Origin of the sequence: uncultured Thomasclavelia sp., from assembly GCF_944324745.1 — a bacterium.
In the GTDB taxonomy this organism is placed as follows: Bacteria; Bacillota_I; Bacilli_A; order Erysipelotrichales; family Coprobacillaceae; genus Thomasclavelia.
On sequence record NZ_CALUXO010000054.1, the window covers coordinates 34,254 to 49,114 of the forward strand.

The following is a 14,861-nucleotide window of genomic DNA, read 5'->3' on the forward strand; positions in this document are numbered from 1 at the left end:
AAGTAAAAAGTGCTAAATCATTAAACGTTAGCACTTAAATTAATCCCAGTTTCAAAAATTCATCATAAACACCATCTTGTTCAACACTTAAACAAATTGCATCAGCAATTTTCTTTAATTCTACACTACCATTTTCCATAACAATGCCCAAGGCGACTGTATCAATCATTTCATAATCGTTCATACTATCACCAAAAGCAATCGTATCTTGCATATCCATATTTAAATACTTTACAACATATCTGATCCCAGTACCTTTATTATCAGTTTTTGAAATAATTTCGCCATTTAAATTTTCATTACCGAGATCATGTAAAATAAAATTAACATCATTTTCTAACTCGCTTTTAGCAGTTAATAGATCTGCTTTCTTTTGAGCAACAAAAGAAATTTTATGAACACCTAATCCATCATATTCATTTAAATCTAAAGCATTAAATTTTTCATTATGTTCTGCAATTAAACGTTCCATTTCGGAATTAGTAACTTCTTTGTTATCAAGTGAAGCAAATAATTTAATCATATCTTCAGACATGTATGTAACATTAGTACATTCATAATTAAAAAGAATGTGATTTTGATTAAATACCTGAGTAACTTTATTTACTAGCTTTTCACTAAAAAAGCTTTGATGAATTACTTTTCCTGCTACCTCAACATAACTGCCAGCACTAGCTATAATCCCATCAAAAGTAACTTGATTTAATTCATCACGAGTTGCTGCTTTATTTCTTCCAGTACAAATAAAAACCTTATGCCCATTTTTTCTTGCTTTAGTAATTGCTTCTTTAACTTTAGTTGATATTGATTGATGGTGCGCTACAATAGTTCCATCAATATCTAAAAAAATTGCCTTGCTATTCATACTATTCCCCCATATATCATCTTTTTTATATACTCTTAAAAACGTGGAAAGCTATAACTTTCCACGCATTTGATATAATCGCTTTTTACGTTGTTTAAAACAAACATACGTGCAGCCGCTACAATGACCACCACAGCTAGTTTTTTCATTAATATGATTTGAATAAATTTTTTTTAAAGCAATAATAACCGCTGCAAAAATAATAATTATAATTATGATATTTGCTAAATTATTAATTATCCAGTCCATTACTATCACCCCTCAATAATAGTAATATAGCACAAGATAGTTTTATTAGTCAATCAGTTAACCATTATTAGCCAGGACTACCTGATAACCAGCATTCTCGATAGCTTGATAAATAACTTGCATATCTATTGGTCGATCATATAAAATAGTTGCTTCTTCATGAGCTAAATCAACTTTAGCACTAGCTCCTTCGATTGAATTGATTGCATTAGTTACATTATTAACACAGTGTTGACAATGCATACCACTAATTTTAACCGTTATCTTACCAATAACTGGTGATGAAAGTTTCTTTTCTTTACTAATTGTTGAATCATGTCCACCACCACAACAAGGACTCTCTCCTTTAAAATGTTTTAAAGTACCCTTGATTGCAAAAATGATAATAACAACAACTATGATTAAGATTATTGCATCAACCATTTTGATCCCTTCTTTCCTGAAATTTTAAATCACGTCGTTTATTTATTATTTTTTTAATTTTTAAACACCCTAAATAAATACACATACCAATAATATAAACAAGAATCACCAAGGCAAACATTATAAACATTGACTCTGTTGATTGGCCCATTGCTTAGATCTCCTTTCCCTTATTTTTATCAGCAAAATACTGTTCTTTTAAATTTTCAAAATTATTGCAACCACTACAACCAGCACAGATACCATTACAACCATCCGCACCAGCACTTTTTTTCTTTTTATATTGCTGGTAAATTATATAAATACAATAAGCAAATATTAAAGTTAAAAAAATAATATCTACCATAATTTTAACCTCCCTTTAACAAAAACTGGATACCATGGGTATCCAGTTTTATTGACTAAGAATTAACCTGTACTGAACGTCTTGAATAGACTTTTTGATTTTTATAAGGATCAGGTCTAAATAATAAGAATAGTATAACTAATGCTACAACAAATGCAATTGCTGTCCAGATTCCAAATGTACCATACATGATGAATGATCCAATCTGATAGATACATAAACATACCAGATATGCAAAGACATTTTGGAAAATAATTGCAAACCAGAACCATTTTCTAGATTGCATCTGTTGTGCCATTGTTGCAATCGCTGCTAAACATGGAGAATCTAATAAGTTAAAGACTAAGAATGAAAATGCAGCTAAACCAGTTGGGAACCAAGCAGCTACCCCTTGAGCAACATTAACAGCATCTTCAACATCACCACTAACATTAGCTAAGACACCCATTGTTGAAACGATAGCCTCTTTTGCAGAAAATCCTGAAAGTGCAGCTGCAACTGCCTGCCAATTTCCAAATCCTAATGGAGCAAAAATTGGAGCAACGAATCCACCAATAACCGCTAACAGACTATCACTACTATTTTCAACCATTCCAAAACTTCCATCAACAAATCCATAAGCTCCTAAGAACCACATTACAACACAAGCTAAGAATAAGATTGTTCCAGCTTTAACGATAAATCCTTTTAATCTTTCCCATACATGTAATAAAACAGTTTTGACTGAAGGAATATGATATTGTGGTAATTCCATAACGAAAGGAGCTGGTTTACCAGAAAATGGTTTCGTTTTCTTTAAAATAATTGCTGCAACTAATACTGCCACAATACCCATGAAATACATTAATGGCGCAATAATTGAACTTTCTGTATAACCGGCAACTTCACCAGCGATAACACCACCCATTAAGGCAATAACTGGAAGTTTAGCACCACAAGGAATAAAAGTCGCTGTCATGATTGTTAAACGACGATCATTATCTTGTTCAATCGTTTTAGAAGCCATGATACCAGGAATTCCACAACCTGAAGAAATTAATAATGGAATAAAGCTTTTTCCTGATAGTCCAAAATGTCTAAATACTCTATCCATTACGAAAGCTATACGCACCATATAACCACAATCTTCTAAGATTGATAAAAACAAGAATAAAATTGCCATCTGTGGTACAAAGCCAAGAACTGCTCCTAGACCACCAATAATTCCATCTACAACTAATCCTTGAACTAGATCACCAGCACCAATATTTCCTAAGAAACCGCCAACAAAATCTTGAATGGCGACTACAAAAACATCATTAGTCCAATCAGTTACATAAGTACCAATTGTAGTAACTGAAATATAATAAACAACGAACATTACAGCAATAAAAATTGGAATCCCCAATATACGGTTAGTGACAATTTTATCGATTTTATCAGAAATCGTTAATTTTTCGCCACCTTTTTTTACTGTTGTTGAAATAATTTTTTGAATAAATTTATAACGTTCATCAGTAACAATACTTTCCATATCGTCATCTTGTTTATTTTCAAGTGCCTGACGTAAATTATCAATTGTTTCTTTTTCACTATGAGAAACTGATAAACTTTCAATTACTTTACTATCATTTTCTAGTAATTTAATTGCATACCAGCGTTTTTTATCTTCACTGATAGATGTTGGTAAATTCTTTTCCACTTCAGCAATAGCCTTTTCTAAATCTTTAGAAAAGATATCTTTAGGTAAAGCTACTTCTTTTTTATTAGCAACTTTAACAGCTTCATCAATTAAAGCATCTAGACCAGTTTGCTTTAATGCTGATGTTTCAATAATTGGACAATTTAATAACATTGAAAGTCTTTTGATATCAATTTTGATATTTCTTTTTTCTAACAAATCAGCCATATTTAAAGCAATTACTACTGGTACCCCAGTTTCAATTAGCTGTGTAGTTAAATATAAGTTTCTTTCAATATTTGTCGCATCAACTAAATCAATAATAACATCAGGATTTTCTTTTAAAATATAATCACGACTGACTACCTCTTCTAACGTATATGGTGAAAGAGAATATATCCCAGGCAAATCAGTAATAACGATGTCTTCGTTTTTTCTCTTTCCTTTTAAACGCCCCTCTTTTTTCTCAACTGTAACCCCTGGCCAGTTACCAACATACTGATTAGCCCCAGTTAGAGCATTAAACATCGTTGTTTTACCACAGTTTGGGTTACCAGCAAGAGCAATCTTAATACTCATCTTTTGTCAAACCTCCTATTATTTAACTTGCACACATTGCGCATCATTTTTTCTAACAGATAATTCATAACCTCTGACAGCGATTTCCACTGGATCTCCTAAAGGAGCTACTTTTCTAATGTAAAGCTCAGTTCCTTTAGTAATTCCCATATCCATGATTCTACGTTTATATGCACTATCCCCTTCGATTTTAGTTACCGTAACGGTACTACCAACTTTAGCTTCGCTTAAGTTCATTAAAACCTCTCCTTTCTATCAAAAAAATCCTTTTACGGTTATACCATAATATGTCTTGCCATGTCTTCATTAATTGCAATTCGAGAGTCTTTGATGTTGACAATGACATTACCACCAATCATTGATAAAACAGTAATCTCACTTCCAGCTACAAAACCTAGATTTTCTAAAAATCGTCTTGTTTCTTCATTTCCGCCAACTTTACGAATTGTATTAATTTCTCCAGCATTTACCATTGTTAAAGGCATCATCCTCACTTCCTCACTCTTTTCTGTTAGCCTAATCTAACTAATCATATGTTATACCCTTCTAACTTAAATGTCAATAGTTCAATCAAAAAAAGTTAAATCAATCTAACTGAATCATCAAAAAAAACTAGAAGGTTAAATTTACCTTCTAGTCTAGATCTTCACCATTAGATTCAAATACTTTCTTGATCCACTTAAATGATTTTTTAGGAATACGTTTTAAATCCCGTAAATCCTTGTTAGTTCGATTAACATAAACAAATCCATAACGTTTATCCATATTACACATACTAGCTAAAATATCAATTGGTCCCCAAGTGATATAACCTAAACACTTGACACCTTCTTCAAACATCGCATTTTCCATTTCTTTGATATGATCACGATGATAGTTGATTCGATAATCATCTTCAATCGTTTTACCAGCTGCTAACATTTCATCTACTTCTTCTTGAGTTAAATCTTCACGCCATCCAATACCATTTTCAAGAATGAAAACTGGCAAACCGCTACGATTATACAAATCATTCATGGTCCATCTTAAACCAATTGGATCAATTTCCCATCCCCATTCATTAGCTTCACAGTGAGGATTTTTAACTACATGTTCTCCCACTACTTCATGATAAGGACGTTGATAATCAAATTCACCTTCAGTTACTGTATTAGAACGATAATAGCTAAAAGCAATATAATCAACAGTATATTTTAATAATTCTTCATCTTCTTCTTCAAATTTTGGCATCCAACCACGATTTTCTAAGTAAGCTACCATGTAATCAGGATATTTTCCTTTTGAAAAAACATCTACATGGAAACCATTCATATATTGATAAGCCTGCCAAGCAAATAAATTATTTTTTGGAGTATTAGTATAAGGATAAATGTTAGTCACTGCGGCCATTCCACAGAATTTAGCATCTGGCTGCATTTGTCTTAAAGCTCGAACAGCTTTACAATGAGCAATAAAAACATTATGATTTACTTGATATAAATGTTTAGCTGGATCAACCCCTTCTGGAATTTCTTCAGCATTAGAAACTCTTAACATCATACCATGTAAATTTTGCTCATTAAAACTCATCCAATGTTTAACTCGATCACCAAAACGTTCAATACAAACTTTTGCATATCTTTCAAAACAATCAACAACATAACGTGAAGCAAAACCATTATATTCTTTTACTAAATGATATGGCATATCGAAATGAACTAATGTAATCATTGGCTCAATTCCAGCAGCTAATAATTTATCAATTAATTGATTATAAAAAGCTACTCCTTCTTCATTTACTGGTTCATCTAAAGTACCATTAGGAATAATTCTTGACCAGCAAATTGAAAAACGGTAAAAATTAAATCCCATTTCTTTCATTAAAGCAATATCTTCATCATAACGATGGTATGCATCAATAGCCACATTCCAATCTGAAAATTCTGGATTCATTGGTCTAACATCATAAACACATAATCCTTTTCCACCTTCATTTCGAGCACCTTCTGTTTGAAAAGAAGAAACAGAACCACCCCAATAAAAATCTTTTGGCATTTTCTTTTCCATTAAAACTTCCTCCTTAATGTCTAAAATTATTGTATATAAAAATAAAAAAAGAGTAAATATCAAACCTCCAAATTATAATCGTGTTTCAAAAATAGTTAAAAATTCATCAGAATAATGAAACAAAGTTTCATTTTTAAAAATAAATAGAAGCTATAAAATAGCTTCTATAATTATTCAAATTCGTTAGTTCTAGCTACTTCCTTAATCCAGTTAGCTGATTTCTTTAATTTACGTTTATATCCGTCATCTAAACATACTCGAATAAAACCATAACGATTTTTAAATGCATTGCACCAAGACCAGTTGTCAATTACACCCCAATAGTGATAACCTAGACAATTAGCTCCATCTTCGATTGCTTTGGCAATCCATTCTAAATGATCACGAACAAATTCAATTCGATAATCATCTTGAACTACCCCATTTTCATCCATATATTTTTCTTCACCTTCAACACCCATACCATTTTCTGAAATAAAAAATGGTAAATCTGGACATTCTTTTTTGATTTTCATGCCAAAATCATAAATTCCTTTAGGATAAATTTCCCAACCCCGATGAACGTTCATCTTTCTTTCAGGCCAAATATATGGTTTGGCAATGCATGGCAAGCCATTTTCATCAAATTTGGAATCTGGAGCTTGAACTCTAGTTGGTTGATAATAATTAAAACCAAGCCAATCCACTTTCCCTTGCGCTAAAATAATCTCATCACCAGGACGACGATTGATTTTAACATTCCAATCATTTTCAACAGTCTCTAGAACGTCTGCTGGTAAATGCCCATGAGCAACTACATCTAACCACCAGCGATTATGCAACCCATCAGTCATTCTAACTGCATCTAGATCTTCCGGTGTTGGATTTTCTTTAGTATAAGGTGGTGCAAAACAGTTGATCATCCCTATTTTAGCATCATCAAGCAATTTTCCTTCAGCTTTTAACTCTCTAAAATTCATTACTGCTAAACAGTGAGCTAAAGTTATATTATATTGAACATTAATTGACTGTTTAAAATCTTTTAAATATGGATACCAGACTCCATGTAAAAACTGCTGTTCTGGTTCCACTATTGGTTCATTAAAAGTAAACCAATACTTAATTTTATCTCCAAATTCTTCCATCGCTTTTTTAACAAAATTAGCATAAGCTTCAACAACTTCACGATTTTGCCAGCCTCCACGTTTTACCAAGTATTCTGGCATATCAAAATGATACATATTCATGAAAATTTCCAGACCATTTTCATGAGCACAATCAATCAACTGATGATACCATTTAGCCCCTTCAGGATTAATATTTCCATCCTGGTCTAATAGTCTTGTCCATTGCATTGAAGTTCTAAATGATTTGAAATTTAAACTTTTTAATAATTTAATATCCTCTTCATATTTATGATACATATCATTTCCAACATAAGAGCCAACATTATTGTAAAATGCATTAATTTCCTGGTCAGAATACATATCCCAGTATGAACGTAATCTTCCTCCTACGTTATAACTTCCTTCAGTTTGTGGTCCTGACATGGCAGCACCAAAGAAAAAATCTTGTGGCAATTTAATTGTCATTATTCTCTATTCCTCCTATTTGTAACAGTGACATTATATAAGAAATTAACACTTCTGCAAGTACCATTTCTCCATTTTCAATTTGATTTCAAAATAAATCAAAAAATAGTTACTTTTATGAAACAAAGTTTCATGATAAAATATTAATGGTGATAAAAATGAGTATAATGACCCAATTAGAATTTGAATTAAATTTTTCAAACTCCGAGAAAAACATTGCCAGATATATTTTAAATCATGGTGAAACTGTCTTAAACTTATCAATTAAACAATTAGCTAAAAACACATATACATCTCCAGCCACCATTGTTCGCTTGTGCCATAAATTAGGTCTTGAAGGATATCAGGATTTTAAAATTAAATATTCTGCCGAATTGCAATATGATAATAAAAATCTAATTGATGTTAATTTTCCTTTTTCAAAAGATGATTCAACCTGGCAAATAGTTAATAAAATCGCTCAACTACATCAAGAAGCTTTACAAGATACATTAAATTTAATTGATATTGATAACTTAGACCAAATTGTTGCCTTGGTTGATCAAGCCAAAAAAATATATTTATTTGGTTTTGGAAATTCCTTATTGGTTGGTCTCGATTTTCAACATAAAATGATGCGAATCAATAAATTAGTTGAAATCCGTCCTAATTCAGGTGAACAGGGATTTTTATCTTACACTTGTACAACAGAAGATATCGCTATTATTATTTCTTATTCTGGTGAAACCAATGAACTGATTGATATTGCCAAATCACTAAAAAGAAGACATATCAAAGTTGTTGCCATTACATCAATAGGTGACAATCGTTTATCAAAATATAGCGACTATTTAATTAACACTGGTTCTAGGGAAAAGATTTTTTCTAAAATTGCGCCCTATGCTTCTAAAACCTCAATTTCATATATTCTAGATCTAATTTTTTCATGTCTGTTTAAATTAAATTATGATCAAAATATTGAAGAAAAACTCAATAACGATAAAATGTTTGATCATCGACATCCTTTTAAAAGTCCTATTAATGAATAAAACCAGCAACTGCTGGTTTTATTGACAAACAATTTGACCATCAATAATTTTCAATTGCACATCAAATTTTTGTGCTAGAGAAACTAAGCGCGTCATTACGATAATACAGCGTCCTTGATGCGCTAAATTAATTAATAATTCAACTAAATCATTGGCTTCCTTTTGATTTAAACCTTCAATTATTTCATCAGTCACGATTATTTCTACTTGACGAACTAAAGCGCAAGCTAAAACAACCAACTGATATTGATATTTAGTTAGCTTAGTGACATCTTTAAAACAATCTTCTTTGTTAAGGCCTAAATCCATTAGCGTTTTTAAGCAATAATCCTTTTTATTCCTTTTTTTCAAATTCGCAATTGTAAGACTATTTAGAACATTTTCATATGCATTTAAATAATGAATTAGATTATTATCTTTAAAAATCAAAGCTAGATCTTGTTGGCGATAATTAGTTAAACCAATTTGTTTAAGCTCTTTACCTTTATAAACAATCGTACCACTTTGAGGCTTTTTAAAACCACCAGTTAAAACTAATAACATCGATTTTATATCAAAATTTTGTTCGACAAGACCATAAATCTTACCATTTTCAAATGAATAACTGGCATCGTTTAAAATCAGTTTTTTTTCTTTATTATTTAAATAAGATATATTTTTAAGCTCTAATCCACATTCCATTTTATCACCCACTTAAATCAACATTTTTTCATAAGCGAAAGTCATTAAAAAAATACCAAAAACCAACATTGCAACTATAACTATTATTAAAATAACTAAGATAACTTCTACTAAACTTTGTCCATCTAACGATATGTTTATCTCATTAATAGTTGCTTGATCATAATCAGCAATAATATAAGTTGAACTATTCAATGACTGTCTGCTATCTTCAATTACATCTGGCAGATTCATCAATGCTATATCATTATCTTGAATATTTAGGGAGGAACCAATTGCTTGTGCTAATACATTGCCACTAAATAAAGAAACAGTTAGGGCAATAGAACTAATCAAAAGCAATTCAATTGATTGAATCATTAGTAACCTGATTTTACTAACTCCTAAAGAAAAATATATTTTAAGTTTATATGCATTCTTTTTTATCAAACATACTATTACTAGACTAATGACAATCATATTGATAATAATCATAGCAATCAAAACACTATTAATTAAATGCCCCAAATTTTTTAAATTATTTAAATTACTTTGATACATTTGACTATAAACAGTTAACGTATTGGTATCATTATCAGTTGTTTGATTAATCAAATTGATAAAATTTTTAATATGACTAGCACTATCAAGATAAAAAATAGCTGAGGTCAAATTAGAATTATTATTAGTTAATAATTGACCGGTATTTAAATCCGTATAAATTAAGTTATTATTGTCATTACCTTGATAAATACCGACAATCATTAAATCAGCAGTAAAAGTGTTACCAGAAATATTTGTGTAAACTGTTAAAGTATCATCAATCGTTAAATTATTACAATCAGCAAAATCATCATCAACCATACAATATCCCTTGCCATTATCATCACTAGTTAACAAACGACCTGATAGTAAAGTGTTATTACCATCATTAAAATCTTGTAATACACTCATATCTAAATTTGCATCAATCGTAACACTTTTTTGCGCTGAAAGAAGCTGATCACAACTGGCAACAGTTGCAATATTATAATTATATTTATCAACATAATCAAGGTTCTTAAATGAATCCATCATATCAATAGTAATATTTAAAGAGGTATCATTAAATTTTGAAATTGCACTTGTAATTACAACATTATTTTTATATGTTGTATTAATTTTAGCTAACATATCTTGCCAGCCATTAAGCAATGAAAAACCAGCAATGATTAAATTACAAATGATCAACATCGTAACAAACAAAATAATTGTTTTACTAAGATTTTTTCGAAGATTTAAAAAAATACTATTAATCATTATCATTGCCTCCTCTTTATCAATTATCAATATAATTAACAATATCAAAAATATAATCATATAAATATGTAAAAAAAAGGAAACTACTTGACTTCTATCACAAATAATTTCCACAATTCCAAAATTTCTGATAATAAAAAAGTAACGGATAACACCGTTACTATTCATCACCAAAGCAAATTCCAATTGCTTTAGCTGCTTTTACTAATTCACCATTAGGATCAACATGTTTTTGTTTACCAAATTTAGCATCTCCAATAACTTCTTCTAAAGAAGTATATGTCATATCTTCACCTTTTAAAGTTACAACATTACCAAATTTACCTTCACTAATTAATTCTAGTGCTTTGATTCCAAAACGGATTGACAAAATTCTATCATAAGCTTGAATATCACCACCACGAATAATATGTCCTGGATTTACAGAACGTACTTCGTGATTTTTAATAGCTTTTTCCAAATCATCAGCAACTTTAGCTGCCAAACCAGAATAACGTACTGGATCAGGACTGTCTTCAACAATCTTACCAATCACTTTAGTACCATCGGCATATTTAGCACCTTCAGCTACGGCAATCACCGTATATGGATAACCTTCAGCATCACGTTTTTCAACATGTTTTACAATATTTTCAATTGTAAAAGGAATTTCAGGAATCAAGATACATGATGCATTACCAGCCATACCAGCATATAATGCAATCCATCCGGCATCACGACCCATTAATTCACAACAGATTACCCGATGATGTGATTTAGCAGTAGTATTTAATCGATCAATAAATTCAGTTCCAACCGAAAGAGCGCTGATAAATCCATAAGTTAAATCAGTAGCTGGTAAATCATTATCCATTGTTTTAGGTATTCCAATTACGTTAACCCCTTTACGCGCAAAGTCACGAGCACTAGTTAAAGTACCATCGCCACCTAAAACTACTAAAACATCTACTCCAGCTTTCTTTAGATTTTCAACACCAACATCTGAAACATCTTTTCGAACCTTACCACCATGTCCATCATCAACTAAATAATCAAAAAGATTATCTTTATTAGAACTATAAAGAATAGTTCCACCTTCTTTGTAGATATTTTCTACTTTGTCTACAGTTAATTCTATGTAATCATTGTTATAAAGACCACGATAACCAAAAACATAACCAATAACTTCATAGCCATATTTAGTAATAGCTGCTTTGGTTACGGCTCTAATAACAGCATTTAAACCTGGACAATCGCCACCTCCAGATAATAATGCAATTCTTTTAACATTTGCCATATACATCCCTCCATAAACTACATTATATGATGTTTTTTATCAAAAGACAATAAAAATGTTAACGTTTACAAAAATAATTTTACCAATTTTTTTGTAGATAATCATTGATTAATTTAACTGGCAAGCCGATGACTGTTTCAATATCTCCATCAATTTTCAAAACCAGATCTTTGCCATATCCTTGAATAGCATATGCCCCGGCTTTACCTTGCCATTCATTTAGATTCAGATATGATTCAATTTGTTTTGTTGATAAAGATTTAAAAGTAACCTTGGTGGCATCATGAAATACTATTATTTTCCCATCATCAATTATGGCCACTGCTGTATAGACAGTTTGTGTTTGATTTGACAAAAATTGCAACATTTCCTTAGCTTCCGTCCTATTTTTAGGTTTCCCCAACATCTTATCATTTAAACAAACCATTGTATCGGCTCCAATAATCAAATCATGAGGATATTTACTGGCAATAACTTGAGCTTTTTGATATGCAAGTTTTTCTAAACGTAAAGGAAGTGCTAGATTTAAATCTAACACTTCATCAATTTCTTGAAAATCAACTATAAAATCATAATGATGTTTTTTCAACAATTCTTGGCGCCGAGGCGAAGAACTGGCTAATATTATTTTTTTCATAGTTTTAATTTTCACTCTTTACTTCTTTTTTTAATGGTTTTGGTAACAAAGCTTTTCTTGAAACATTAACTTTACCTTTATCATCAACTTTAGTAACCTTAACTTTAACAATATCACCTAATTTGATAACATCGCTCATCTTTTTAGTTCGTTCATAAGCATAATCAGAGATATGTAAGAAACCATCAGTTCCATCAAATAAATTAATAAAAGCATAATTATCTTCAACTCGCACTACTTTACCATCATAAACTTCTCCAACTTCAGCTTTCTTAACAATTTTTTCGATTAATTTAACTGCTGTATCAATTGCCGCTTGATCATGATGATAAATTACCACAGAACCATCTTGTTCAATATCAATTTTAACTCCATCAGCTTGATCAATGATTTCATTAATAGTTTTACCACCTTGACCAATAACTGATTTGATTTGATCAGGATCAATTTTAATTAATTTTACTTTTGGAGCATATGGTGATAATTCAGCACGTGGTTCACTAATTGTTGCCATCATATTAGCCATAATTTCTTTACGTGCTTCTTTAGCTTGGGCTAAAGCTTCTTGTAAGATTTCTTTAGTAATACCATCAATCTTAATATCCATTTGTAAAGCACAAATACCTTTACTTGTACCAGCTACTTTAAAGTCCATATCACCTAAGTGATCTTCCATTCCCTGAATATCAGTTAAGATAGTATAATCGTCTCCTTTTTTCACTAATCCCATAGCTACCCCAGCCACAGGCGCTTTAATTGGAACTCCAGCTGCCATTAATGACATTGAAGCAGCACAAATTGAAGCTTGAGAAGAAGAACCGTTTGATTCTAATACTTCAGAAACGACCCTAATAGTATATGGGAATTCATCTTCATCAGGAATAACTTGAGCTAAGGCTCTTTCACCTAAGGCCCCGTGACCGATTTCACGACGTCCCGGTGCCCCCATTCGTCCGGTTTCTCCAACAGAATATGGAGGGAAATTATAATGATGCATAAAACGTTTTTGATCTTCAAGACCTAATCCATCAATTTTTTGATGTTCTCCAATAGCTCCTAAAGTAGTTACTGATAAAACCTGTGTTTCACCACGAGTAAATAAAGCTGAACCGTGAACACGAGGCAATAAATCTACTTGAGAATCCAATGGACGAATCTCATCTAATTTACGACCATCTGGACGAATTTTATCTTCAGTGATCAATCGACGAACTTCATCTTTTTCTAAATCATGTAAAATAATACCAACTTGTTTTAACACACTGGCTTTAGTTTCATCACTATCATATTCTTTATTTTCATATTCTTCAGTTACTGTAGCTACTAATTCATCAATTGCAGCATATCTTTCCAACTTTCCTGGAATTGAAACAGCAGCAACCATTTCATCTTTTGCCCGTTCGCTAACTTCGGCAACTAAGTTTTCATCAAGTTCAAATAATGGTACTTCGATTTTTTCTTTACCGCAAGCTTCAATAACTTTTTCCTGGAAAGCAATTAATTCTTTGATTTTTTCATGACCAAACAATAATGCTTCTAGCATTACGTCTTCACTAACTTCCTTAGCATCTGCTTCAACCATGTTAATGGCATCTTTAGTACCAGCAACTTCCAAGTTTATTAATGATCTTTCTAATTGTTCTGGTGACCCATTAACAATAAATTCACCATCTACTAAACCAACGTTGACTCCGGCAATTGGCCCATTGAATGGAATATCTGAAATACATAATGCCAGTGAAGCTCCTAGCATTGCTGTCATTTCTGGTGTAGCATCTTGATCTACTGATAAAACAGTATTGACACTTTGCACTTCATTTCTAAATCCATCAGCAAATAATGGACGAATTGGACGGTCAATCATTCTGGCCGTTAGTGTCCCATGTTCGCTAGGACGTCCCTCACGTTTTAAAAATCCTCCTGGAATTTTTCCAACTGAATATAATTTTTCTTCATATGTAACTGTTAACGGAAAAAAATCTACATCTTTAGGTTCTTTTCCCGCAACTACTGTCGATAAAATAACTGTATCATTATATCTTACTAATACAGCTCCATTAGCTTGTTTAGCTAATTCTCCCACTTCCACACTTAGATTTCTACCATAGAAATCCATACTAAACACTTGTTTATTCATTTTTTCACCTCATCTATTATCTTAGCCATTATAACATATAAATTTACTTTTCAAAACAATTTATTACCTTAACTACTGCAAAAGC

General features: G+C 31.3%; 16 protein-coding genes. 1 reads left to right on the forward strand and 15 read right to left on the reverse strand.

Annotation, left to right across the window (positions count from 1 at the left end):
* Positions 1-34: 34 nt before the first annotated feature.
* From Q0K54_RS07010 to Q0K54_RS07055, 10 genes are all read right to left on the reverse strand, one after another.
* On the reverse strand, positions 35-865 hold the full coding sequence (locus Q0K54_RS07010; RefSeq protein ID WP_294579550.1) for an HAD family hydrolase: 831 nt from the start codon (positions 863-865) through the stop codon (positions 35-37).
* 51 nt (positions 866-916) lie between these two features.
* The gene (locus Q0K54_RS07015) at positions 917-1,114 is read right to left on the reverse strand and encodes a FeoB-associated Cys-rich membrane protein (RefSeq protein ID WP_294579553.1); all 198 of its coding nucleotides are present in this window, start codon (positions 1,112-1,114) and stop codon (positions 917-919) included.
* 57 nt (positions 1,115-1,171) lie between these two features.
* The gene (locus tag Q0K54_RS07020) at positions 1,172-1,537 is read right to left on the reverse strand and encodes a heavy-metal-associated domain-containing protein (RefSeq protein ID WP_294579555.1); all 366 of its coding nucleotides are present in this window, start codon (positions 1,535-1,537) and stop codon (positions 1,172-1,174) included.
* Complete coding sequence (locus Q0K54_RS07025; protein WP_294579557.1) at positions 1,530-1,688, reverse strand: hypothetical protein; 159 nt, start codon at positions 1,686-1,688, stop codon at positions 1,530-1,532. The genes Q0K54_RS07020 and Q0K54_RS07025 overlap by 8 nt, the downstream gene beginning before the upstream one ends.
* 3 nt (positions 1,689-1,691) lie before the next feature.
* The gene (locus Q0K54_RS07030; RefSeq protein WP_294579559.1) at positions 1,692-1,883 is read right to left on the reverse strand and encodes a FeoB-associated Cys-rich membrane protein; all 192 of its coding nucleotides are present in this window, start codon (positions 1,881-1,883) and stop codon (positions 1,692-1,694) included.
* A 55-nt stretch (positions 1,884-1,938) separates the two neighbouring features.
* Positions 1,939-4,122, reverse strand: a complete 2,184-nt coding sequence (gene feoB / locus Q0K54_RS07035) for a ferrous iron transport protein B (RefSeq protein WP_294579561.1) — start codon at positions 4,120-4,122, stop codon at positions 1,939-1,941.
* Positions 4,123-4,140: 18 nt separating this feature from the next.
* On the reverse strand, positions 4,141-4,359 hold the full coding sequence (locus Q0K54_RS07040) for a ferrous iron transport protein A (RefSeq protein WP_294579563.1): 219 nt from the start codon (positions 4,357-4,359) through the stop codon (positions 4,141-4,143).
* Between the two features lie 38 nt (positions 4,360-4,397).
* Positions 4,398-4,610 (reverse strand): FeoA family protein, encoded by a 213-nt coding sequence (locus Q0K54_RS07045; protein WP_294579565.1) that lies wholly within the window; start codon positions 4,608-4,610, stop codon positions 4,398-4,400.
* A gap of 145 nt (positions 4,611-4,755) precedes the next feature.
* Positions 4,756-6,168, reverse strand: coding sequence for a glycoside hydrolase family 1 protein (locus Q0K54_RS07050; RefSeq protein WP_294579567.1), 1,413 nt, complete (start codon positions 6,166-6,168; stop codon positions 4,756-4,758).
* 170 nt (positions 6,169-6,338) lie between these two features.
* Positions 6,339-7,739, reverse strand: a complete 1,401-nt coding sequence (locus Q0K54_RS07055; RefSeq protein ID WP_294579571.1) for a glycoside hydrolase family 1 protein — start codon at positions 7,737-7,739, stop codon at positions 6,339-6,341.
* A 158-nt stretch (positions 7,740-7,897) separates the two neighbouring features.
* Between Q0K54_RS07055 and Q0K54_RS07060 the strand changes: the two genes are divergently transcribed.
* On the forward strand, positions 7,898-8,767 hold the full coding sequence (locus Q0K54_RS07060) for a MurR/RpiR family transcriptional regulator (protein ID WP_294579573.1): 870 nt from the start codon (positions 7,898-7,900) through the stop codon (positions 8,765-8,767).
* An 18-nt stretch (positions 8,768-8,785) separates the two neighbouring features.
* Here the strand turns inward: Q0K54_RS07060 and Q0K54_RS07065 are convergent, their stop codons facing one another.
* The 5 genes from Q0K54_RS07065 to pnp form a co-directional block, all read right to left on the reverse strand.
* On the reverse strand, positions 8,786-9,448 hold the full coding sequence (locus Q0K54_RS07065; protein ID WP_294579576.1) for an ATP-binding cassette domain-containing protein: 663 nt from the start codon (positions 9,446-9,448) through the stop codon (positions 8,786-8,788).
* A gap of 12 nt (positions 9,449-9,460) precedes the next feature.
* The gene (locus tag Q0K54_RS07070) at positions 9,461-10,726 is read right to left on the reverse strand and encodes an FtsX-like permease family protein (RefSeq protein ID WP_294579579.1); all 1,266 of its coding nucleotides are present in this window, start codon (positions 10,724-10,726) and stop codon (positions 9,461-9,463) included.
* Positions 10,727-10,886: 160 nt separating this feature from the next.
* Positions 10,887-12,002 carry a 6-phosphofructokinase gene (locus tag Q0K54_RS07075; RefSeq protein WP_294579582.1) on the reverse strand — a complete coding sequence of 372 codons (1,116 nt, stop codon included), beginning with the start codon at positions 12,000-12,002 and terminating at the stop codon, positions 10,887-10,889.
* Between the two features lie 79 nt (positions 12,003-12,081).
* Positions 12,082-12,639: a nucleoside triphosphate pyrophosphatase gene (locus tag Q0K54_RS07080; protein WP_294579584.1), complete on the reverse strand. Its 558-nt coding sequence runs from the start codon at positions 12,637-12,639 to the stop codon at positions 12,082-12,084.
* A gap of 4 nt (positions 12,640-12,643) precedes the next feature.
* On the reverse strand, positions 12,644-14,776 hold the full coding sequence (gene pnp, locus Q0K54_RS07085) for a polyribonucleotide nucleotidyltransferase (RefSeq protein WP_294579587.1): 2,133 nt from the start codon (positions 14,774-14,776) through the stop codon (positions 12,644-12,646).
* Between the last annotated feature and the right edge of the window lie 85 nt (positions 14,777-14,861).